Here is a 22,402-nt window from a genome sequence, read left to right on the forward strand (position 1 = left end):
AATGATAAGCTGTGAATATTTTATGGCTGCGCTCAACCTGATAAACACTGCCACTGGAACGGCGTGACTTTATATATTACAAGGAAGCCAGCCTCATTATGAGATAAAGCGAAGATGGACTTCTATCTTCGACATACACTCCGCTGCCCTACACCTCATGCACATCACTAAATATCCGCTGCTGGCTTTGCTCGCGCTGGGGGCTTGCCGCTCTGCGGGGCCAACTGCCAAATCGGCTACTACTTATTCAGCCAACCCTCATATGGCGGCCGTTACCCCATCTGTTTCCTCCGTGAAGTACCCCGAAACCCGCAAGTCCGACCACGTCGATGACTACCACGGCACGCCCGTAACCGACCCCTACCGCTGGCTTGAAGACCTGGACTCGCCCGAAACCAAAGCCTGGGTGGAAGCGCAGAACAAGCTGACCTTCGGCTATTTGGAGAAAATACCATTTCGGGATAAGATCCGGGAGCGGCTGACTACCATCTGGAACTACGAGCGCTACGGCGTGCCACAGGTGGAAGACGGGCAGCTGTATTTCTCCAAAAACGACGGCCTACAAAACCAGGCGGTGCTGTACGTGCAGAAAAATGCCCCCCAGAGCCAGCCGGAAGTCCTGCTCGACCCCAACAAGTTCTCGGCCGACGGTACCACGGCCCTTACCGGCACCTACTTCTCCAACGACCACCGCTACATGGCGTACGCTACCTCCGGCGGCGGCTCCGACTGGCTGAAGGTGAAGGTGCTGGACCTGAAAACGCGGCAACCGCTGAAGGATGAGCTGGAATGGGTGAAGGTGTCGGGGGTGGCGTGGACCAAGGATGGCTTTTACTACAGCCGCTACGCCGCACCCAAGCAGGGCGAAAACCAGCTGGCGGGCAAAAACGAGTTTCACCAGGTGTATTACCACCAGCTTGGCACCCCGCAAAAGGCCGACAAGCTGGTGTATGAGAACAAGAAAATGCCCCTGGGTTTCCGCTTTGCGGGCACTACGGAGGATGAGCGGTTTCTGGTACTAAGCCTCACCGACGGCGTGGCCGACGGCAACCGCCTCGCCGTGCGCGACCTCACCGACGCGAAGCAAGCCGACAAGTTCACCACGCTCATCAGCAGCTTTGAGCACAACAACTCGGTAGTGGGCAGCGTGGGGGGCAAATTATTGGTGCTTACCAACTACCAGGCGCCACTCTACCGCTTGGTACTCATCGACCCCAAAAAGCCCCAGCAAGCCAACTGGAAAACGGTGCTGCCCGAAACCACTTACAAGATTGACAATGTGGAGCACGTGGGCGGCCGCCTCATTGCAACCTACTTAAAGGATGCCAGCAGCCAGGTAAAGGTGTACAGCGAGGCGGGCGAGTTTCAGAACGACGTGGAACTGCCGGCCATTGGTACCGCCGCCGGCTTCAGTGGGCGCCGCGATGCCAAGGAAGTGTACTACGCCTTTACCTCGTTTACTTACCCGACCACTATTTACAAATACGACCTCGCCACCAAGCAAAGCACTGTGTTTCAGGCGCCAAAGGTGGAGGTAAAGCCCGATGATTACCTGACCACGCAGGTGTTCTACAGCAGCAAAGACGGCACGAAGATTCCGATGTTTATCGTGCACAAGAAGGGTTTGAAGCTCGACGGCAAGAATCCGACTTACCTCTATGGCTACGGAGGATTTGATGTTTCCCTGACGCCTTCCTTTAGCGTGGCGCGCATGCTATGGCTGGAAAACGGCGGCGTGCTGGCCGTAGCCAATCTGCGCGGGGGCGGCGAGTACGGCGAGGCCTGGCACAAAGCCGGCATGACGCCCAACAAGCAAAACGTGTTCGACGACTTCATTGCCGCCGCCGAGTACTTGTCGGTGCAGAACTATACGTCGCCTAAGCACTTAGCTATTGCGGGCGGCTCCAATGGCGGCTTGCTGGTGGGCGCTACCATGATTCAGCGGCCCGATGTGGCGCGCGTGGCGTTGCCGGCTGTGGGCGTAATGGACATGCTGCGCTACCAGAAGTTTACCATCGGCTGGAACTGGGCGCCTGAATACGGCACCTCCGACAACTACGCGCAGTTTCAGAACCTTTATAGCTTCTCGCCCCTGCACACGTTGAAGCCAGGCGCCGACTATCCGGCCACGATGATTACCACCGCCGACCACGACGACCGCGTAGTGCCCGCGCACTCGTTTAAGTTTGCCGCGGCTTTGCAGGAAAAAGCAGGCGGGGCCAACCCCCAGCTTATCCGCGTAGACGTAAATGCGGGCCATGGCGCGGGCAAAAGCACCAAGCTTCAGATTCAGGAGTGGGCCGATGTGTGGGCCTTCACCTATTACAGCATGGGCCTAAACCCGTATGGCAAGTAGAGACACCTATTTGTGTCTCATCGTTGAACGACAATAGTATGAACGGCGCAACCAGCATCGTTTGACAGGAAGTCACAAGTACGTGTCTCTATATGGCTGCAAGAAAATAATTAGCCACTGACGGGCTTTTTTCCGTACTAACCTTTCGCGGGTCGCTTTGTATCTTGCGGCCCGAAACCCAATTGCCCGCCTTATTCGGCTGTTTATGAAGAAAACGCTTGTGCTCGGTCTGTTGGCCGGCGCTTCCCTGACCCTATCCGTGACCTCGTGCAAGAATCCGGATTATAAGAACATGGACGAGAATGTGGCCGTGAAGCCCTTGCCGCCCATTCCTGCCGCTGCCGACACCACTGGCGGCAAGCCCGACCCTAACGTGCCGCGCGAAATAAACGCCGCCAACGCTACGGAAAGCATCAAGAATATGCAGCCTCAAATGTAATTGAGCGCTTTAGAAGGTATAGTATACAATGAGCAATAGCCGGTTTAGTGCTATTGCTCATTGTGCTTTTCGGCTCTTATTTGTGTAGTGCCTAAATAGTTTTCCAAACCCTTCATCTCCTACTGATGACAACAATCCGCCGTGGCACACGCGCCGATTTGCCCCAAGTGCTGGCGCTTATTCAGGAGTTGGCCGTGTATGAGCGCGCGCCCCACGAGGTGACCAACACCCTGGCCGATATGGAGCGCGACGGCTTTGGCCCCGACCCCATCTTCAAGTTTTTTGTAGCTGAAAAAGCCCCCCAGCACATCGTAGGCATAGCTTTGTACTATACCGCGTACTCTACCTGGAAGGGCCGGATGCTCTTTCTGGAAGACCTGGTTGTAACGGAACAAGTGCGTGGTACGGGCCTCGGTAAGCTGCTTTTCGACGCGGTGGTGGCCGAAGCGCGCGCGACCGGTGCCAACCGCATGAAGTGGCAGGTGCTGGAGTGGAACGAGCCCGCCATTGGCTTCTACAAAAAGATCGGGGCCAACCTCGACCCGGAGTGGTTCAACGGCAACCTCAGCGCCGAGCAGCTGCAAGCCTACGTTTGCGCTCCCGCTGCCGAAGCTGCTGCGTTGAATGGGTAAGTAGTCTAATAAATTGGCTAAAAAAAGCCCCCCAGAAGTTTCTGGGGGGCTTTTTTTGTAATGCAGAAAAGGGTTGTGAGACTAACCCACCAATCACTATTTCGCCGCTTATTCCATCACCTCCAGCACCGTGCGGAAGGAAACGTACTGACCCGGAAAGCGGATTTCGAGGTCGGTGCGCAGGCCGGGGGCGGCTACGCGCTGATATTCTTCGAGCTGCTCCAGACTATGGCAGTAGTACTGCGCGGCGTAGGTGATGCCGCCCTCTTCCTCATCAAGGAGGCGGCAAAGCTGACTGCGGATGAAAAAACCAGTGGCCATCACCTCCGGCATATGGGTTTCCTGCATAAAAGTCAGCCATTCGTCCGCTATTTCTGGCTCAATGCTGCTTGTTACGTTGTAAAGAATCATGATGTAAACGGTTGATTGTTAAATGGTCAGGCAGCCATTTGATTGGTGTAAGCTTTCCTCACACCCGCATAGGGTCGAAGTGAAAGTCCTGAATACGAGCCTGAATGGTTTTGGGGGGCAAATTTTCGCTGATTGTAGCCTGCACCAAGCTAGCCAGCTCCGCGTCGCCGGCAAAGCGCAACGACAGAATTTGCTTCAGCGAAAGCCGGTCTTCCAGCGGGCGCAGGCTTTGGCCCGTGACCTCAAAATACCGCTGCCGCACCTCCAGCCGAATCAAGCGGTCTTGCAAAGTAAGGGCATAATGCTGCCGCAGCATGAGCAGAACTCCTGCCCCAATAACGGCGAGGGCCATGAGGGAAAACCAGAGGCGCGAAAGATCTGAGTCGTCGCCAGCAACCTCAGCGTAGCGCCGGCCAGTGTAAAAGGCCATAATAAGGGCAGCCGGAAGCAAAACGAAATGGTGGAGCGGATAATAGCGAGCCGTGTTTTTGGTCGGTAGATTGGCCATTGAAAAAGAGTAAAGCGTGAGTGTGGAAGCATAAAAAACTCCAGCCGGTTGGCTGGAGTTTTAAAAAGATGTAGGCAGTTACCTACGCAACAAAATGGTAAGCGAAAGTTATTGTTTCGCTGCTTTCATGCGCTGTTTTTCAGCTTTGATGCGAAGTTTTTCAGCTTTCAATTCTGCCTGCCGCGCTTTATCGCGCTGCTTCGTGGCTTTCAGATCCAACTCTTGGCCGTCTATCTGCCTTTTTTGGGCCCGACGATTAGCATCCATCTCGTCTTCCTGACGCTCCATTTCTCTCTTCTGCTTGCGCATGTCGTCGCGCTGATTGTCAATTCCGTCGGCAGTCTTCTCGCGTTCCTTGCGCTCTTCCTTCAAAGCCTGTTGATTGGTTTTTAGCGCATCCTGCTGTTGCTGAAGCCGCACTTGAGCAGAATCAACGGTGGTTTGAGCCTGGGCTGTATGGCTCACTAAAGCGATGCCAACCAGGGTAAGAATACTCAGTAACTTTTTCATGATAGGTCGGGCTTGCCGCTGTTTAGCCTGAAACGCTACGGAGCAGCCGAATGTTACCGAATGCTCAGGAAACTTCCAGATAATCAAGGTCTTTGCCGTAGCTCTCGGGCAGCGTGCTCACACTCCAGAAAGCAATCAGCAACGATACCACTCCCAGCACTGCCGCACTCCCGATAAGTCCCAGTGGGCCAGTGAGTAACTGAAACGTGGGGGCGAGGATTATCACAGAGCCGCGGGCGAAGTTGGGAGCCGTAGTAGCTACCGTCGCCCGCAGATTAGTGCCGAACTGTTCAGCCGCCACGGTCACAAACAACGCCCAGAAGCCCACGGATAAGCCCAGCACAAAACACACGGCATAGAAAGTAGTGGTGCTGGCCCCGCGCAAGCCAAACAAATAGGCCGCTACCATAAGCCCGCAGAAAACCAGAAACACCTGAAGCGCACGGTTGCGGCTACGCCAAATCTGACTGAGGCCGCCGCTGGCAAAATCACCGAATACGAGTCCGAAATAACACCAGAACACCGCCAGACCGGCCGTTACTTCGCCCTGCACGCCCAACTCCCGCCCAAACTCCGGGGCCAAGGTTATCAGAATGCCGACTACAAACCACAGAGGCACCCCAATAAGCAGACACTTGATATACTTGACCAGGCGCGGGCCGTTGGTGAATAAGTCTAGAAACCGGCCGCGCACGGCCTCACTGCGCTTGGCCTGCTCAAACATGCCTGATTCATAAACGCTTACGCGCAATAACAGCAAGGCCAGTCCGAGGCCGCCACCGATAAAGTAGGCGTTGCGCCAGCCAAACCGCTCGCCCACCCAGTAAGCCAGCATTGCCCCCGATACGCCCACCGTAGCCACGATCATGGTGCCGTAGCCGCGCTTTTCTTTGGGCAGACTCTCGGCTACCAGCGTGATGCCCGCGCCTAGTTCTCCGGCCAAACCGATGCCTGCAATAAGTCGCAGCCAGGCATACTGATCGATGGTCTGCACGAAGCCGTTGGCAATGTTGGCTAGCGAGTACAAGAGTATAGACCCGAACAGCACCGAAATCCGGCCGCGCTTATCACCCAGCACGCCCCACAAAATGCCCCCCAGCAGCATGCCGCCCATCTGCATATTGATCAGGTAAAGCCCCTGGCTGGTGACGGCCGCCTGATCGGTTACGCCCAGCGCATTCAGGCTTTGCACGCGCACGATGCTGAACAGGATCAGGTCATAAATATCCACGAAGTAGCCCAGAGCCGCCACAATTACCACGGCGCTGAACACGGAAGCGTGTTTCGTTTCGGGGGGCAAAATGGGGGCTGGGGCAGCGGGATTGCTCATATACGGAGGGGGTGGGTGGTTTTGGGGAGTACAGGGAGGGTGAAGGTGGAGATTTTTTGGCAAAGAAGCCCCCCAGAAGTTCTAAAGCGCTGCTTTGTGCTGGTTGCCGTGCCTGAAGCTATTCCTCGCAGCCGCCGTGGCTTCCTGCTACCGGTACGGTATCCTCTACCTGCACCGTGCAATGGCTGATACCAAACTGAGCCTGTAGCGTGGCTTGCAGCTCCTGCAAGAAGGCGTTGTTGGTGCCGCCGGAGCGTACGACGTGAGCACTAAGCGCGGTATCGCGGGTGCTCAGGGGCCACACGTGCAGATCATGGACTTGCGTAACGCCGGGGCGCGCCAGCAAAAACTGACGCACAGCGGCTATATCAATACCCGGCGGTACGGCGTGCAGGCTGAGCTGCACGGTTTCGCGCAGCAGCCCCCACGAGCTGTACGCAATCAGGCCCAGAATACCGAAGCTTATCAGCGCATCGAGTCGCAGCCACCCCGTCCAGAGTACGAGCCCGCCCCCAACTACCACGCCCGCCGATACCAGTGCGTCGGTGAGCATGTGCAGGTAGGCGCCGCGCACGTTTACATCGCCCTGCTGCCCCCGCCGAAACAGCCAAGCCGTGAAGCCATTGACCAGAATACCGATTCCCGCCAGCAGCATCACGATGCGGCCATTAACAGGGGCAGGGTGAAGCAGGTGGTCGATGGCATCCCAGAGAATAATGCCAAGCGCCGCGTACAGCAGGGCAGCATTCAGCAACGCAGCCTGAATAGTGGCACTTTTTAGCCCATAAGTATACCTTTCGGAAGCTGGCTGACGAGCCAAACGAGTAGCGCCCCAAGCCAGCGCCAAACTCAGTACATCGCTCAGATTATGGCCTGCGTCGGAAAGCAAGGCCGATGAATTAGCCCATAGCCCGCCCGCCGCCTCCGCCACCACAAAAACCATATTCAGCCCGATGCCCACGGCAAATGCCTGCCCATAGTCGCCCTCTGCGGGGCCGTGATGATGGTGGTCGTGACCGTGGTGGTGAGCGTGCGCCATGGTTTCGTATAGCTGTTTCTACTTAAACACCAGCGGCACCAGCAGCTTCAGGCTCACATTTTGGCCCATATTAAATACGCCGCTGCGGCCATTCGTAGGATTGAAGGCCGCATACTTCAGCCGGCTCAAATGGCTTTGATAGCCAACGTCGAAGAGGTTGGTGCCCGTTAAGTAGATAGAAAACAGCGTTTTGGCCTGCGAGTTCACCACATCGGCTCCAATGCCAGCGTTAACCAGCGTGTAGCCCGGCGTGCGGGTTTCGGTGCCGAAAGCGGAGAAAAAGCGATTTTGGGCGAACGTGTGCTCAATACCGGCGCGGGCATACAAGTTCGCCAAGTGAGTGCCCGCTTTGTTGAAGTTGACGCGCAACTCCGATTGGAGCCGATCGGCAGGGATGAAGGGCAGGTAGCGCAGGCTGTCGGGCTGGTTTAGCTCTTGGGCGCGCACCATCGAGAAGCTGTTCTCGAAGTGCAGCCAGTCGAGCGGGTGAGGGTGAATATCGATGGTGATTTCGCCCCCCAACAGGCGGGCGTCGCCCTGACCGTACACGAAAACAGGGTCGCCGTCAGCAGAAAGCGAATCGGTGCCAGCTGTGCTGGGCAGGCGGCGGGGGAAGATGTAGTTCTGGATCTGGTTGCGGAAGGCGTCGATTCGCAGGCCCACGTGCTCGGTTTCGTAACTGGCGCCCGCGTCGAGCTGAAAGCTGGTTTCGGCCTTCAGTGCCGGGTTTCCAATTTCGTAGCGAATAGTGCCCTCATGAATGCCGTTGGAGCCTAGCTCCGCAATATTGGGCGCCCGGAAGCCGCGGGCGACGTTCGCTTTCAGCACGAGCTTTTCGGAAGCCTCAAAAGAGCCCCCCACGCTGCCCGATACGTTCCGGAAAGTGCTCACGAAGCCCGGAAACTTCATTTCTCCCCTTGGTGCAGGCACGGGCTGTTCGTCCTCATCAAGGAAAAGATTATCGGCCTCAATGCGGCGCCAATCGTAGCGCAGGCCGCCGCTCAGGTCGAGCTTGCCGAAGGTTTTCTTGCTGACGGCAAATGCGCCGGCGTCATAGAGCTGATAAGCCGGAATCAGGAATTCGACGCCCTTGTTCACGTTTTCCTGCCGCATTCCGCTGGTGCCAATGGTGGTGTTCCAGCCGTTTATTTCGGGCAAAAAGTAGCGCAAACTGTAGTCCACGGTGCGGAGCTGAAAAAACAGCGACTCCTCGTAGTAGTCGGCGGGATTGCCAAACTCGCGGCGCAGGTTTTGCTGCCAGCCCACATTTAAGGTAAGGCGGCTGCGGTCGAGAATAAAATTGTTTTCAGTACCGATGCGCAAGTGGTTGATCTGCTGGCGCGGCACGTGCAGGGTGTAGGTACGCAGGGCGTCCTCACTCTGGGGTTCACCAATTATTTCCCCAAAATTGCCCCCCACAACTGGTTTTAGGAACCGACCCGTTATGGTATCCCGGTCGCCTTCTACCAGGCCTACAATCTGATTGAAGGTGCTGAGCGTGAGGTGCGAATAGCCCCAGCTTTTATTCAGACCGATGTAGCCGTTGCCATTCAGCTCCCGGAAGCCCGAGTTGAACACGCGCCCATCATACGGGTTGCGGTAGTTGCTGGCTACTTTGCCGCTATTGCGGGCCATCCAGTTCAGGCCGTTCAGGTTGCCGGCGTTCATCACGGAGTAGCCCAATAAGTTGTTATTGGTCTGATAGTTAGTGGCCACTGAGCCGATGATTTTGCCCTCTTCCACGGGGTCGGGGGCCACAAAATTGACGACGCCGGCCAGGCCATCGGAGCCGTAGAGCAGGCTGCCGGGACCCTTGATAACCTCGGCCCGGTCGATGCCGGCTTCGTCTATCTCAATGCCGTGCTCGTCGCCCCACTGCTGGCCTTCCTGGCGGGCGCCATTGTTCAATGTTATCACCCGATTGGCCCCCAGACCCCGAATAATGGGTTTGCTGATGCCTACGCCAGTCGTGATTTGGGAGAGGCCAGGCGTGTGGGCTATGGCATCAATCACGTTGGTGGCTGCCGCCTGATTTAGCTGGCTGCGGTTCACGACGGTAGTTGGAATGGGCGAGCGGCGCATTTCTGTGCTCGCTGATACGCCCGTAACTACCACCTGCCCAATTTCAGTAGCCGCCGGAACAAGCGCAATGTCAAGCGGCTGACCAGCGCCGGTATCCACGGTGCGCACCACGGTGGTATAGCCTAAGCTGCGCACCTGCATCAAAAAACGCCCTTTGGGTAGGTTCGTGAAGCGAAAAGCGCCATCGGTACTTGTTGCCGTAACTCTTCGCAGGTCGGGAAAGAGGATGGTGGCCGATGGCAGCGGCTCGCCGGTGGCCTGATCGACTACGCGCCCTACGATAGGCGCGGCAAGCGCTCGGCTGGCAGATGAGGCCGCAGGAGAAGATGGTTTTTGAGCAAAAATGCCCCCCGACAGCAGCAATAGCCCAGCGGTCAGAATGATACGCGTCATAAAAATGGATTCAGAAAGCAAAATAACACGAAGCTTCCGCTTGGCGAGCCGTGGGGAGTAGGGAACCGTACGCGAACTTTTATTTTGTGTCTCGTTCCGGTCGTTTTTTACGCTACATCGCGCCGCAAATGATTGCTAGATTGGAGCCTGGGACTACAAAAGAAAACACCGATCAATGACCGGTGTCTTCCCCAGATTCTCCAAAACCAAACCAGGAGAAAATAGTGGGAGGCCGTTTGCAGCCGGCTTCCCTTCCCTACGCCTGAAACTCCTTTAGCGCACGGCGGTAGGGAAACTTACTTCCACATCGGTATCGCCGGGCGTGGGGGTGCCATCCTTGCCTTCGGGCTGATGACGCAATACCACGCGCAGACTGCCGGTGGTGCCGGTGGCGTTGGCAGCGCCTGTCACTACTTGCGTTTGGAGCCCGATCGGTAAGTTTTTGGCGTCGCGGTCGGTGATGGTAACCGTCACGTTGGTGCCAGTGGGCGTGAACACGAAGAGGTGCTCGTCGCTCTCGTCCTGAATCTCGGAAGTGATGTCCTCAGCAGGGCTTTTTGTTTCGTCCAATAAGGTCAGGCGGCCAGTGTAGGTAGTATTGGGCGCTAATGTCAGGTTGCCGATGGTGGGGGCAGTGCCACCGTCGCCGTCTGGGTCGCGGTATTCCACCGTCACGGGCGCGCTGGTGCCGGTAGTAGGAGTCAGCACGTAGCGCACGGTCGTGATTTGCTCGTTGCTTTCGTCCGGCGTTGGGCCGTCGCTGTCGTCGTCGCAGGAAACAAAGAAAGGTGCCGCCACAAGTAGGCCGATCAGCGATTTATTAAACAAATTGTTTTTCATGAACCAAGATTTTAAAAGGGTTGAAGTGAGTTTAAAATTTTAGAATTGGGCCTCAGGGGGCTTTTTGTTGAAATCCAGTGGCACCCGCAGGCGCAGCGTCACGTTGCGACCCATCTCGGCGGTGAAATAGCGGAAGCGGTTAAGGTAGTCGCGGTAGGTTTGGTTGAGGAGGTTGGAACCGGCCAGGCTCACATCCAGCGGTAAGTCGCCGAGTTGCACCGTCGTCCCGATTTCGGCCCCCAGCAGCACGTAGCCGGCGGGCGGCAGTGCGTAGTCAAGCACTTCGGTGGGCACGCGAGTCTGGCGGGCCACGCCGTAAGCACCAACCTGGACGTAGCGTTGGCTGAAGCGGCTGCCCGTCTGCGGGCGCCAGTCGTGGCGTAGACTTAACTCGGCCCGGTCGGCGGGGGTGAAGATGAGGTAGTCATCGAGGCGCTGGTCGCGGGCCCGCACTACGGCGGCTTTGCCAGCCAACTGCCACTGCGGCGTAAGGGCATAAGTACCCGACAGATCCGCGCCCCGATACAGCGCATCAGTCTGCTGAAACAAGAACGTAGCCACCACGCCCCGAATATTGAGCGGAGGCGGCAGCACCGGCACCTGGTAGATGTAGTTCTGAATGTAGGTCTGGTACACGCTCACCTCGCCGTTGAAGCGGGGGTTATTGTGCCAGGTAGCTGTTAGGCCGGTGTGCCAGGCCGTTTCGGGGCCCAGGGGCGGTACTCCGCTGGGTCGATCTACGTCGTAGCCGATATCAAAGCGGCCGTTGTGCACGCCGTTGCTGAAGCGCTCATTAGCAGCCGGGGCCCGGCGCGTGAGGCTGCCGGTGGCGCTCAGCGTCAGGTGCGGATCGGCCTCAAAAATGCCCCCCAGCGAGGCCGCCGGCGTCGTGTACTGAAATTGGTCGGTGGCCACGTAGAAATTGCCGGAGTTGCCAATGGCCCGTTGGGTTTCCAGATCGCGGCGGTCGAGGCGCAGGCCTGCTTCGAGCTGCCATTGCTTGTGGCGCCAGCGCTCAATCAGAAAAATGCCCCCCACCTTATTGGTATAGAAGGGAATGAAGGGCCGCCCATCGTAGCGGTTGCTTTGATACGTGCCGCTCAGGCCCACGCTGCCCGTAAGATTGCCGAGCGGTTTATGCTCCCAGACTAGGTCGGCGGTGGTGGTCCGGTTGGTATAGCTCAGCTCGGGACGGTCGAGGCGGGCGCGGTTGTCGTTGCGCGGGCGGTAGCGGTCATACTCGTCGCGCACGTCGGTCTGGTGGGCCAGCGTAGTGGTGAGGCGGCCCGCCGTGCCCGTGCGTACAAAGCCCGAGAGCTTGAGCAAATCGTGGCGCACCTGCTGGTAAGGTCGCTCGATGTCGTAGGAGAAATCCTGCGGTACCAACGGGCGCCCTCGCCCCACGGCCGTGTCAAAGTCGCCTTGATTACCCAGGTGAGAATCCGGCAAAATACCCAGCTTGGTATTGAACTGGCTGACGAACACCTCGGCACCGTAAGTGGCTTTGCGCCAGCCCACGGCCCCCGAAAAGTCGTATTCCGCGAAAGCCGAATTCGGGATAACATACTCGGGGGCACGCGCCGTGCCGGCCCGTTTGGCTGTGCCCTGCACCCGCCAGCTTAGGGCCGGCAGCCGGTGCGCGTTGCCTTCCACCATCCCTGAAATGGCTCCCATGCCGTTGTTGCTCATACCCAACAGGTGCAGTTCAGCGCCCGTGCCCGCGGAGTCGCGCAGGGGCTTGGGCTGCACCAGCACCACGCCCCCAATGGCATCGGAGCCGTAGCGCACGCTGGCCGCGCCCTTCACTACCGTGAGCTGGGAAGCAATAAACGGGTCAATTTCAGGGCCGTGCTCCTGGCCCCACTGCTGCCCTTCCTGCCGTACGCCGTTGTTGAGAATCGTCACGCGGTTGGAGTGCAGGCCATGAATCAGGGGCTTGAAAATGCTGGGTCCGGTTTGAATGGCCGTCACGCCGCTTACTTTTTGCAACGCTTCGCCCAGACTTTGCCCGCGCGTTTGCTGTAGTTCGCGGCCCGTGATGGTGCCCGTAGCCTGGGGCAGCTGCTCGGCCACGCGAGTACCCTGTACCAGTGCCCCGCGTAAAGCCACAGCCGACGGATGCAGCTTAAAATCTCGAATTACAGCCCCGTTCACCCGCACTTCCAGCGTTTCGGGCTCGTAGCCCAAAAAGCTGACTTGCAGACGATAAACGCCGGGACAAACGTGCAGATGGTAGTTGCCGCTGGCATCGGAAGCCACCACGTCTTCGGTATCGAGCAGGCGGACGGTGGCACCGGGTAGAGGTTGGCGCGACTCATGGTCGGTCAGGCGGCCGCTCAAGGAAAGCATGCAGCCGGATTGCGCCCACACAGTCTGCGGGCCACTGAGTAGCCACAGCAGCGCCAGCAGCCGGAAGCGGCTTGGCAGTAGAAAAAACATAAAAAGGGAAACCGGGATGAACTGAACCGGCAGCCGCGCCCCTACCAGATCGCGTGGCGGGAAAATGCAGGGGCAGATTTGCCCCTGGGGGGCAAATTCATCGGAAATGCGGCTGGAAAAAGGGGTTAAGCTCGGCTGGGCGGCCCGCGCAGCCGGGCCACCTCTACACTACGGTGCGCCTCAGCCAAAATGCCCCCCACAGCCTCCGTATGGGCATAGAATACCACGAATGGCAATTCCAGCGGCGCTGGTGCCTGGAAGGGGATGTGGTAGAAATGATCGACCTGGCAGTGCTGGTGCTGAACCGTCAGCAGGGCTTTGGCCTGCGACTTATCAAGGCGGGTGGCCTGCGCCGATTCCTCCAGCGTGTGCTCGTGTTGGTGCAGCGCCAGTATCCACGCGTCGGGCAGTAGCACCCGCGTAAAGCAGAGCAGGAGCAGGAGAGCCAGACGGGAACGCAAAGTCCGCATTTGCAACAATGTGTCAGAAACAGGTAGGCAAAAGTACGTGGAAAATGGTAAGTAGTTGATAAACCACTCGATTAACTATTTGCAGACAGTTAAAAGATGTCTGAAATGAATGATAAGCATAGCGCTTACCACAAAAATTATGAGGCTATATGATGAACCGATCTGAATTTATATTCTCCTCTGTTTTTTAGACGAATTAAAGATACCGACTATATAATATTTGTCTGGATATAGAAGAAACTATTATCTTGTTTGAATTCATGAATTATATATTCTGACCTTAATACATAAATTAATAAGCCATTACGCTGCTAAGCGCAAATTACTGGCAAGCAATTCGCTACTTATAGTCGTTGCTTTGCTTTTAGCATTTTAAAAAGCCTCTGGCTTTTACTTTCAAGATGATACTTGCTCAAATCGATTGTCTGCGGGTGCAGTACGATGAATCATTATGCCTGCTGCGCTACCAATGGTGCGGTGGCAGCCCGTTGCACAGCTTTGCTCAGGCCATGAACTACTTAGCTGAGTTGGTGCAAACTCACCAGATCAAGCGGGTGCTCGTGGACATGAACGGATTGCCCGACTTGAGTATGAAAGAGCAGATTTGGGTGGGCGTTAGTTGGTTTCCGAGAATAGCGGCTCATTCAGTGCAACAGGTAGCTGTAGTAGTGCCTGCGGCAGCCACTTACAACCAGATGGTAGTGGAGAGTTTGCTGGGGCTTGGCCATCATATTACCCGCTTCGATGTGCAGTTTTTTGCCGACCCAAGCTCGGCCCTAGATTGGTTAACCAACTCGCCCATCCATATGCTGGCGTTGATGGCTGAATGGCAATCGGCCTCCTAAAAAGCCCCCCAGCTACCTACACAACAAAAGCATAATCTGGCGGCAACATTCAGGGCACAACAACTGCCGACCTTTGTAGTATAAAGACATATAAACCACCCACTTACCACCCACACTATGAAAACACTGTCCGCACGACTACTGCGCCGCGTTGTGGCTGCCTTACGTCCCGCTTCCAAAAAACCAGCCCCAGGTAGCGCGGATGCACTATTTGTATAGCTGATTCGTCATTGGCATGTTGCAAATCTGGAGAATATAAAAAAGGGCGGCTGAATTCAGCCGCCCTTTTTACTGTGCTACGATGTCAGAAGTCAGCAATTATTTTACAATCATCAACCGTATGGTTTCCACTTTACCATTGGTGAGCAGGCGGCCGGTATAGACGCCTTCGGGCAAAGAGCTGCCGTCCAATGAAATCTCGTATTCTCTGCCAGCCTCGGCTGGGCCGTTGAAAGGAGTGGCCACAAGCTGCCCAAACGGATTGTACACTTGCAGCTGCGCCTGCCCCGATTCGGTGGAGCGGAAGCGCAGGGTGGTACGCCCACTGAATGGATTGGGGTAAGCTTCAAACAAGCGAATGAGCTTTTCTGCTACTGACGTCAGATCGGTATTCGTACCAACACTACAATCACCAAGCCTCACCAGACCTTTGGAGTACGTTAACAGGGCAGGAACAGCATTTTTAGCCACGCAAACTACCTTGCCATTGAGGCATACCAGCACTTTTGCAGCGTTTGGATTATTGCTGCATCGTACATCCAGCACCGTTATCGTCACCTGCTGCGTCGCCGTGCATCCCGATTCGTTGGTGATAGTTACAACGAACGTGTAAACGCCGGCCGTTGAAGCCGTGAATACGGGGTTGGCGATGGTGGTGCTGCTCAGGCCAGCCGGTCCGCTCCAACTGTAGCTCACACCACCAGCAGCCGTGAGTGTCACGCTCTGCGGGCCGTAGCCCAGGTAAATATTGGTGGGCACGCCGCCCGTGTAGGTATTATTGGCTGGCGTCACGACCAGTTCCGGGGCCGTAAACACCGGATTGATGGTCAGATTCGTGCGGTTAGCGTTGCCCAGTACGCTGGGGTTGCTGCTCGTCACCCTGATGCGGTAGCGCGTGCCTTCGGGCGTGTTAGCCGGAATAGTAGCCGCCACAGCGTAGCTGCCCGCCGCTGAGGCTGTAACCGAACCAATAGCCGTGGGGTTAGCAAAGCTGCCGGTAGCATCAGAAAGCTCCGCTGTAAACGCCTGGTTAGCCGCGACTACGCCCGCAACGCTGAACGGCACCGACAGCGTGCTGCCCCCGCAGAAAGTAGTGGCAGACAGGGTTGTAGCCGTGGTAATAGTGGATAAGCTGGTGCTTTGCACATACTGCCGCAGCCACTTCAGGGCTGGCCGCTCGGCGCCATTCTCAAAGGCAATGTACGCGCCCTGAGCTGTGCGCCAATGCCCCGGCCGGTAGCCCCAAAGCGTGATGCCCTTCACGGCGGGATGCTCATAGAATAATGGAAACACGCGCTGGTATTCAGCCAGCTGCACGTCATCCTGAAGGCCATCCACATCAAACTCCGTAACATACAGCGGCAGCCCCGTGGTAGCCAGTAAGTTAAGGTTGCTTACTTGCGTGGCCACCGGAATTCCGCGAGTGGAGAAAGCGTGGCCCTGAATACCAATCGCATCAATAAGGCTTTGCTGCTTGAGCAGATTAATAATGCCCAGGTAGCGCTGAGTATTGCTGGTCACATTCACTACGCTGTAATCATTGATCATCAGCGGTGTATTGGGGAAATATTCGCGGGCCAGCTTAAAGGAGTTAATTACCCAATCCCAGCCGGTAGCGCCATTGCCGCCCAAAGCCTCAATGTAGTTGCCGCTGCCCTGATCGGTGGGGCTGCGCTTCAGGGGCGGGTCGTTGGTGGGCTCGTTTACTACTTCTAGGAAGGCAATATCGGGGTAGCGCTGTGCCACGGCCGCAAACCACTCCTTTATTTCCTCCAGCTGCTCGGCGGGGGGCAAATTTTCAATCCAGGCAGGCTGTTGGTTGCCCCACACCAGCACGTGCATCCGAAACGGTACATTCTGGCTCTTGGCTTGGTTGTAGGCCAAGTCGAGGCCCGTCCAGTTCATCACGTCCCGCGTGGCTTCCACGCTGCCCCATTTGCCGTCGTTCTCCGACACCACTTGGTTCCAGTATTTGTCGAAATTAACTCCCTGAGAATTGCTGAGCGCTCCACCTACAAACTTCGGTTTGCCGGTAGCAATCGGGGGGCCGGGCGGCACAAAAGGCGGCGGTGGGGGCGTAGTAGAGCCCTGCTGCCCATTATCCAGGTTGCCAACCGTGAAAAACACGCCCGAGGCGCCAAATACAAACTTGTCGATGTCGAGCCCGTTTTCCCGGCTACCAATTTCAAACGTTTGAGTTAAGTTTCCCGCTGGCACCGTGAACGTGCCGCCCCCGAAGGCCGACATTCGGAACCATCTCCACGTGTTGTTGGCTCCTCCAGGACCGCCGGCAGATACAATATCTGAGATGGTGGTGTAGCCGCCGCCAGCCAGGCCGTTGGCAACTACCCAGCGGCTAGCATCTGCGGCGGGGCGTGTGCCAAAGGAATTTGGCAGGTAGTAGCTGTCATCATCAAAGCCCCCCGAACCTACGCGTGCTCGGGCATACAGGTCATAAACGCCGGGGCCGGGAAACGTAACCGTGTAAGAAACCACCCGGCTGTCGGCGTTGGGGCTGGAGGCTCCGTTGTTTGAGTCCCGAACAAGGTCGCCTGCTACCCGAACGAAGCCCGTGCCTGTACTTGCTTCTGTTAGAAAAGTAATAGCAGGCGGCGTAGCAGGTTGCCGCACTACGCCCGTCTCGGCCTGGAGCACAACGGGAGCGTTCTGGCCGTGCAGGGCTAAACTGCTAAAGAGTAGCCCGATGAGAAAAAGTAAGGGTCTGGGTGTCATCATGCGTTTGTGGTATTGTAGATGGATAAATAGAATTGTGCTATTAGTTAAGTCTGGTTTTAACTAATATTTCTCCTAAGTTATCCTTCAAGTACAACTCCGCAAACGATTAAGTAACCTGCATTTGACTATAGACTATGCAAGCGTTTGTGATAGGAAAGTGCAATCGGTTGTGATAGGTGAAGTCTGCTAAAACAACAAAATTTTGTTGCCGACCAGCCAGATGAAGCGCGGCTATAGATAGCAAATACGCACACCGCTTGCTGCCGAAACAAGCTGCTTGCAAAGTCAAACTACATCGTCACATGCTGTAAAATACTCAAGGCCTGGTGAATGAATGAGTGTCAAACTGGCAGCTACGAGCAGCGTGGAACAGGTTTTGAAAACCGCTGCATCAGGAAAGCTGGTTCGCTGTAGCCTGCAATTCTGTCCACTTTTCATTTCACGAATCCATTTTTAAGGCGCTATGCAAGAGACAGGTAGTATCTCGATTCACACGGAGAACATCTTCCCCATTATTAAGAAGTTTCTCTACTCCGACCACGAGATCTTTTTGCGCGAATTGGTATCCAACGCCGTGGACGCCACTCAGAAACTGAAAAGCCTGGCACAACTAGGCGAGTTCAAAGGCGAACTGGGCGAGTTGAAAGTGCGCGTAACCCTAGACAAAGAGGCGCGCAAAATCACCATCTCAGACCGTGGCCTCGGCATGACGGGCGAGGAAATCAAGAAGTACATCAACCAGATTGCTTTTTCCGGTGCCACCGAGTTTGTAGAAAAATACAAAGAGAAAGATGCCGCCACCAAAGACCAGATTATCGGTCAGTTTGGTCTGGGTTTCTACTCGGCTTTCATGGTAGCCGACCAGGTTGAGATCTTCTCTCAGTCGTATAAAGAGGGTACGGAAGGCGCGCATTGGACCTGCGACGGCAGCACAGAGTTTACCCTCGAAACCACCGAAAAAGCTGAGCGCGGCACCGACGTAGTGCTGCACGTAGCCGCCGATTCCGACGAGTTTTTGGAGGAAGCCCGCCTGCGTACCATCCTGACGAAGTATTGCAAGTTCCTGCCCATCGAGATTGAGTTCGAGGGCACCGTAATTAACCAGACCCAGCCTATCTGGACCAAGCAGCCGGCTGAGCTGACTGATGAAGATTATACCAAGTTCTATCAGGAATTGTACCCCTTCTCAGAGGCGCCGCTGTTCTGGATTCACCTTAATGTAGACTATCCCTTCAACCTGACGGGTATTCTTTACTTCCCAAAGGTGAAGGACGAGCTGCAATTTCAGCGCAACAAAATTCAGCTGTACTCGCGTCAGGTATTTATTACCGACGAGGTAAAAGACGTGGTGCCCGAGTTCCTGATGCTGCTGCACGGCGTAATCGACTCGCCGGATATTCCCCTGAACGTGTCGCGCAGCTTCCTGCAAGCCGACGCGGCGGTGCGCAAAATCAACACCTATATCACCAAAAAAGTAGCCGATAAGCTGGGTGAGCTATTCCGGAAAGACCGCACTGGCTACGAGCAAAAGTGGTCGGATATCGGCCTGTTTGTGAAGTACGGCATGCTGTCGGACGAGAAGTTCTATGAGAAGGCTAAGGATTTTGTGCTGGTGCAGAACGTGGGGGGCAAATTCTTCACCCTCAATGAGTATCAAGAGTCGGTGCAGGCCAATCAGAAGGACAAGAACGAGCAGCTCGTGATTCTGTACACTACCGATGCGGAAGCCCAACACGGCTACGTGGTGGCCGCTCAGGATCGGGGCTACGATGTGTTGCAACTGGAAGCTGTGCTCGACTCTCATTTCATTGGTCAGCTAGAGCAGAAACTCGAAAAAACCACGTTTAAGCGCGTGGATGCTGATACCATCGGTAAGCTCATCGAGAAGGATGAAACGACTGCAAGCGTGCTCAGCGACGACGACAAAACCCGCTTGCAGGAGCTGTTCGCCAAAGCCATCAGCAACGAGCAGATGCATGTGCAGGTAGACGCTTTGTCGCCGCAGGAAGCGCCCGTAATCATTACAATGCCTGAGTTTATGCGCCGCATGAAGGATATGCAGCGCACGGGCGGTGGAGGCGGAATGGCCATGTTCGGCTCGTTGCCGGATAGCTATACCGTGAGCGTAAACGCCAACCACGCCATTACGCAGCGGGTATTGCAGGCCGACGAAGAGTCTGCTCTCAAACTGGCGCGTCAGTCATTCGATTTGGCTTTGCTATCACAGAATATGTTGAAGGGCGAAGCGCTAACTGCCTTTATAAAGCTCAGCACCCATTTATTATCTGCCGAGTAGTACTAAATAGTACACGTAGTTTTAAGTAGTACAAAACCCGTTGACTCTCTAGTCAGCGGGTTTTGTTTTTAGTGAGGCTCAATATTCTAATCTTCTTTCAGGCAGCTTTGGGGGGCAAATTTAAGCCGGGCACCAAATCAGGTTATATTTACGTTCGAGGCTTTGAATATTGCCTGTTTAATCGATGCGCTTCTTTCGCTTTACACTTGTTCTGCTGGTTTTGCTTGGGTTGGCTACCGGTGCCTGCACTCGCAAAACGGTTTCATTTAACAGCAAAGCCGATGACCCGGCTCTAAGTGCCCTCTCTGATTCGCTCGTTCAGAATAGCGACACGACTGGTGGCAAGATCACGCGGAAGGTAATACTTAGCAAAGAAGAGGCACGTGCAGCCCGGGCAAAGGAAAAAGCCGCCGAGCGCAAGCCAAAAAAGAAGAAGAATATCTTTCTCGGGGAGCCGATTAAGAAAGCCTACGTGAAGTCGGGAGCAAAGGGGCGCAACCAGATTACGGAGCAGTTTTATTACATGCGCACTCCCAAACCCACTGATCCGTATGTTCCCACGCGCTATTATTTCGATGCGCGTAAAGGCCGGATTGTGCAGGACAGAGCTGGCGTAGATCCCGGCGACAATAAAGTGCTACACGGGCCATACAAGAAAATGCAGGGTGGCAAGATAGTGGAGACGGGCTACTTTGCCATAGGAGCCAAGCACCTGCGCTGGGAGCGTTTCAATCGGGAAGGTATTCTGCTCAGCAAGATTCACTACGAGAAAGGATTCCCGCGCGACGCTGAAATTACGTATTACGATGCTGAGCGCACAAAAATCAAGGAGATAATTCCTTATAACAACGGAAAGCTAGAGGGCGAATACGCCCGTTTTCTGGAGAATGGTCAGAAGGACTGGGATGGCCAGTTTGAGAACGGGAAGAAAGTAGGGGAGTGGGCCAAGTATTGGGGCTTCCGCAACCGGCGGCACTACGAGTATCAGTACGGCGAAACGGGCTACGACCCGGAGGTAAAGGAGCCGGTGCTTTATAAGGAGTATAATCGCAACGGGGTGCTGGTGTACGAGAAAGATAAGCTCGACAAGCGTGATGCCGTTACGGATCGGCCGGGTTCGAGGCGTAATTAAGCGGCTCGGTTTACGGACGCACTACACTATCTATATAGTGTAGATCAATAAAAAGCATCCTCGAAATGCTCAATGCGAAAGCCATCGGCAAGCTGAGTGAGCGCCAGAATATCGAAACGGATATCGCCGCGCCAATCTACTTCCTCCTGATACTGATCAGCAGCCAGGCGAAAAAGCTGGCGCTTGCGCTCCGTCACGAATTCCTCGGGGTGGCCGTAGCGACTGGATGAGCGCGCCTTCACTTCCACAAAAACCAGGAGCGCATCGCCCCGCTGCACGATAAGATCTACCTCGGCGCGCCGGTGGCGGTAGTTGCGGCAGGCAACAGTGTAGCCTTTAGTTAGGAAAAAATCGGCGGCGGCCGCTTCGCCGGCGTGGCCGAGCAGGTGGCCGGAGCCAGGCATAGCAGGAGGATTGCGGGTTGGGTTTGGCGCTTAATATAGTACCTTTGTGCCTTTATTTGAGCGTTTACTGATGAATACGAATCCTATTGCGGCAACGACGGCTGAACTTTTCCCTGCGGCACCTGCTGGGGGGCAAAATCGGCGCGTTATCGTAGAACGGCTTGGGCTGACTGAGTATGCCTCTGCCTGGGATTATCAGGAACAATTGCTGGCGGCTACGGTAGCCATCAAAACGCAGAACCGGCAGGCCGCGGAAGCAAATTTGCCCCCCGCGCCTACTCCCAACTACCTGCTGCTCTGCCAGCACCCTCACGTGTACACGCTGGGTAAAAGCGGTAAAGTAGAAAACCTGTTGTTGAGCGAGTCGGAGCTGGCCATGCATGGGGCAACCTTCCATCTCATTAATCGGGGCGGCGATATCACCTATCATGGCCCCGGCCAACTGGTAGGCTATCCGATTCTCGACCTCGATAATTTCTTTACCGATATTCACCGTTACCTACGCGTATTGGAAGAGGCCATTATCCGTACGCTGGCTGACTATGGGCTAACCGCCGGCCGCATTGCAGGCCTAACGGGAGTGTGGCTCGACTACGAAGAAAATGCCCCCCAGCCGCGCAAAATCTGCGCAATGGGGGTGAAGTGCAGCCGTTGGGTAACTATGCACGGCTTCGCGCTTAACGTAAATACCGACCTCACGTATTTCGGCCATATTGTGCCCTGCGGCATCACTGACAAAGCTGTTACCTCTTTACAGCAGGAACTCGGCTACGCAGTGCCGATCAGCGAGGTAGAAAACCGTTTGCTTCCTCACCTGGCCGCTTTACTGGAGGCTGAGCTACTTGTTTGATTAGCGCATGAAAGAAGATATTATTTTTGATCCTGTTGAAGGCGTTTCCATAGCTATTGTTCCCGACGACGAAGCCTCTACGGAGGAAGGCAAGCCTGGTTGGCAAGTGTATCTGCTCAATCATAATGACTATCCATTGAGCAACGTCATCATTAGCTCCAATGGTTACGGCACGCTGGAGGACGGTGAAAAGGTGCGGACTTCAACCCTGCGGCATGTATTCGCGGAAATAGAGCCTCGTAGCTCTGTACCTGTCGAACCTATTGATCCTGACTTATTTCACCTTAATAATCAGTACTGGGTTAGCTACTACCGTGGCCCGCAGATCTTCGATAAGAAGTTCATCTTTGTGCCCGATTCTATTGTGCCAGCCAACCTGATTCCTATTGCTCTGCTCGGCCGCGAAGGCGTGTTGCACGGGTAAAAGTTTACGCGCAGACGAACAGGAGCGTATCCTGTTGTTTGCTTCAT

General features: G+C 55.5%; 19 protein-coding genes. 8 read left to right on the forward strand and 11 right to left on the reverse strand.

Translation table 11 applies throughout. The features are described from left to right. Positions 1-157: 157 nt before the first annotated feature. From IEW06_RS06815 to IEW06_RS06825, 3 genes are all read left to right on the forward strand, one after another. Positions 158-2,356, forward strand: coding sequence for a prolyl oligopeptidase family serine peptidase (locus IEW06_RS06815; RefSeq protein WP_187733339.1), 2,199 nt, complete (start codon positions 158-160; stop codon positions 2,354-2,356). Between the two features lie 205 nt (positions 2,357-2,561). Beyond that, positions 2,562-2,795: a hypothetical protein gene (locus tag IEW06_RS06820; RefSeq protein WP_187733338.1), complete on the forward strand. Its 234-nt coding sequence runs from the start codon at positions 2,562-2,564 to the stop codon at positions 2,793-2,795. Positions 2,796-2,920: 125 nt separating this feature from the next. Beyond that, a complete protein-coding gene (locus IEW06_RS06825) occupies positions 2,921-3,427 on the forward strand; it encodes a GNAT family N-acetyltransferase (protein ID WP_187733337.1) in 507 nt (168 codons plus the stop codon). A 108-nt stretch (positions 3,428-3,535) separates the two neighbouring features. Here IEW06_RS06825 and IEW06_RS06830 read toward each other — a convergent pair whose 3' ends face one another. The 9 genes from IEW06_RS06830 to IEW06_RS06870 all read right to left on the reverse strand — a co-directional run bounded on the left by IEW06_RS06830 (position 3,536) and on the right by IEW06_RS06870 (position 13,440). Further along, positions 3,536-3,838, reverse strand: coding sequence for a DUF4286 family protein (locus IEW06_RS06830; protein ID WP_187733336.1), 303 nt, complete (start codon positions 3,836-3,838; stop codon positions 3,536-3,538). 58 nt (positions 3,839-3,896) lie between these two features. Continuing rightward, on the reverse strand, positions 3,897-4,346 hold the full coding sequence (locus tag IEW06_RS06835) for a DUF6526 family protein (protein ID WP_187733335.1): 450 nt from the start codon (positions 4,344-4,346) through the stop codon (positions 3,897-3,899). A gap of 108 nt (positions 4,347-4,454) precedes the next feature. Further along, a complete protein-coding gene (locus tag IEW06_RS06840) occupies positions 4,455-4,856 on the reverse strand; it encodes a hypothetical protein (protein ID WP_187733334.1) in 402 nt (133 codons plus the stop codon). Between the two features lie 64 nt (positions 4,857-4,920). Beyond that, positions 4,921-6,186: an MFS transporter gene (locus IEW06_RS06845; protein ID WP_188547785.1), complete on the reverse strand. Its 1,266-nt coding sequence runs from the start codon at positions 6,184-6,186 to the stop codon at positions 4,921-4,923. Positions 6,187-6,304: 118 nt separating this feature from the next. Then, complete coding sequence (locus IEW06_RS06850) at positions 6,305-7,225, reverse strand: cation diffusion facilitator family transporter (RefSeq protein ID WP_187733333.1); 921 nt, start codon at positions 7,223-7,225, stop codon at positions 6,305-6,307. Between the two features lie 18 nt (positions 7,226-7,243). Next, positions 7,244-9,700, reverse strand: a complete 2,457-nt coding sequence (locus tag IEW06_RS06855; protein WP_188547787.1) for a TonB-dependent receptor — start codon at positions 9,698-9,700, stop codon at positions 7,244-7,246. 273 nt (positions 9,701-9,973) lie between these two features. Further along, complete coding sequence (locus IEW06_RS06860; RefSeq protein ID WP_187733331.1) at positions 9,974-10,540, reverse strand: hypothetical protein; 567 nt, start codon at positions 10,538-10,540, stop codon at positions 9,974-9,976. A 39-nt stretch (positions 10,541-10,579) separates the two neighbouring features. Further along, on the reverse strand, positions 10,580-12,979 hold the full coding sequence (locus tag IEW06_RS06865) for a TonB-dependent receptor (RefSeq protein WP_188547790.1): 2,400 nt from the start codon (positions 12,977-12,979) through the stop codon (positions 10,580-10,582). A 125-nt stretch (positions 12,980-13,104) separates the two neighbouring features. After that, complete coding sequence (locus IEW06_RS06870; RefSeq protein WP_187733329.1) at positions 13,105-13,440, reverse strand: hypothetical protein; 336 nt, start codon at positions 13,438-13,440, stop codon at positions 13,105-13,107. A 410-nt stretch (positions 13,441-13,850) separates the two neighbouring features. On the opposite strand from IEW06_RS06870, the gene IEW06_RS06875 reads away from it, so the two are divergent. After that, positions 13,851-14,294 (forward strand): hypothetical protein, encoded by a 444-nt coding sequence (locus IEW06_RS06875; protein ID WP_187733328.1) that lies wholly within the window; start codon positions 13,851-13,853, stop codon positions 14,292-14,294. 318 nt (positions 14,295-14,612) lie between these two features. Here IEW06_RS06875 and IEW06_RS06880 read toward each other — a convergent pair whose 3' ends face one another. After that, positions 14,613-17,249 carry an endo-1,4-beta-xylanase gene (locus IEW06_RS06880; protein WP_188547795.1) on the reverse strand — a complete coding sequence of 879 codons (2,637 nt, stop codon included), beginning with the start codon at positions 17,247-17,249 and terminating at the stop codon, positions 14,613-14,615. Positions 17,250-17,712: 463 nt separating this feature from the next. Between IEW06_RS06880 and htpG the strand changes: the two genes are divergently transcribed. Then, entirely contained in the window at positions 17,713-19,545 is a 1,833-nt protein-coding gene (htpG, locus tag IEW06_RS06885; protein ID WP_187733326.1) for a molecular chaperone HtpG, read from the forward strand. A gap of 184 nt (positions 19,546-19,729) precedes the next feature. Beyond that, on the forward strand, positions 19,730-20,677 hold the full coding sequence (locus IEW06_RS06890; protein ID WP_187733325.1) for a toxin-antitoxin system YwqK family antitoxin: 948 nt from the start codon (positions 19,730-19,732) through the stop codon (positions 20,675-20,677). Between the two features lie 44 nt (positions 20,678-20,721). On the opposite strand, the gene IEW06_RS06895 is transcribed toward IEW06_RS06890, so the two are convergent. After that, the gene (locus IEW06_RS06895) at positions 20,722-21,081 is read right to left on the reverse strand and encodes a YraN family protein (RefSeq protein WP_187733324.1); all 360 of its coding nucleotides are present in this window, start codon (positions 21,079-21,081) and stop codon (positions 20,722-20,724) included. A 70-nt stretch (positions 21,082-21,151) separates the two neighbouring features. Between IEW06_RS06895 and lipB the strand changes: the two genes are divergently transcribed. Both lipB and IEW06_RS06905 read left to right on the forward strand, forming a co-directional pair. Further along, positions 21,152-21,931: a lipoyl(octanoyl) transferase LipB gene (gene lipB / locus IEW06_RS06900; protein ID WP_187733323.1), complete on the forward strand. Its 780-nt coding sequence runs from the start codon at positions 21,152-21,154 to the stop codon at positions 21,929-21,931. Positions 21,932-21,938: 7 nt separating this feature from the next. Beyond that, on the forward strand, positions 21,939-22,355 hold the full coding sequence (locus IEW06_RS06905) for a hypothetical protein (protein ID WP_187733322.1): 417 nt from the start codon (positions 21,939-21,941) through the stop codon (positions 22,353-22,355). Positions 22,356-22,402: the final 47 nt, after the last annotated feature.

The sequence above is a fragment of the Hymenobacter qilianensis genome, from assembly GCF_014638675.1.
GTDB classification, from domain to species: Bacteria; Bacteroidota; Bacteroidia; order Cytophagales; family Hymenobacteraceae; genus Hymenobacter; species Hymenobacter qilianensis.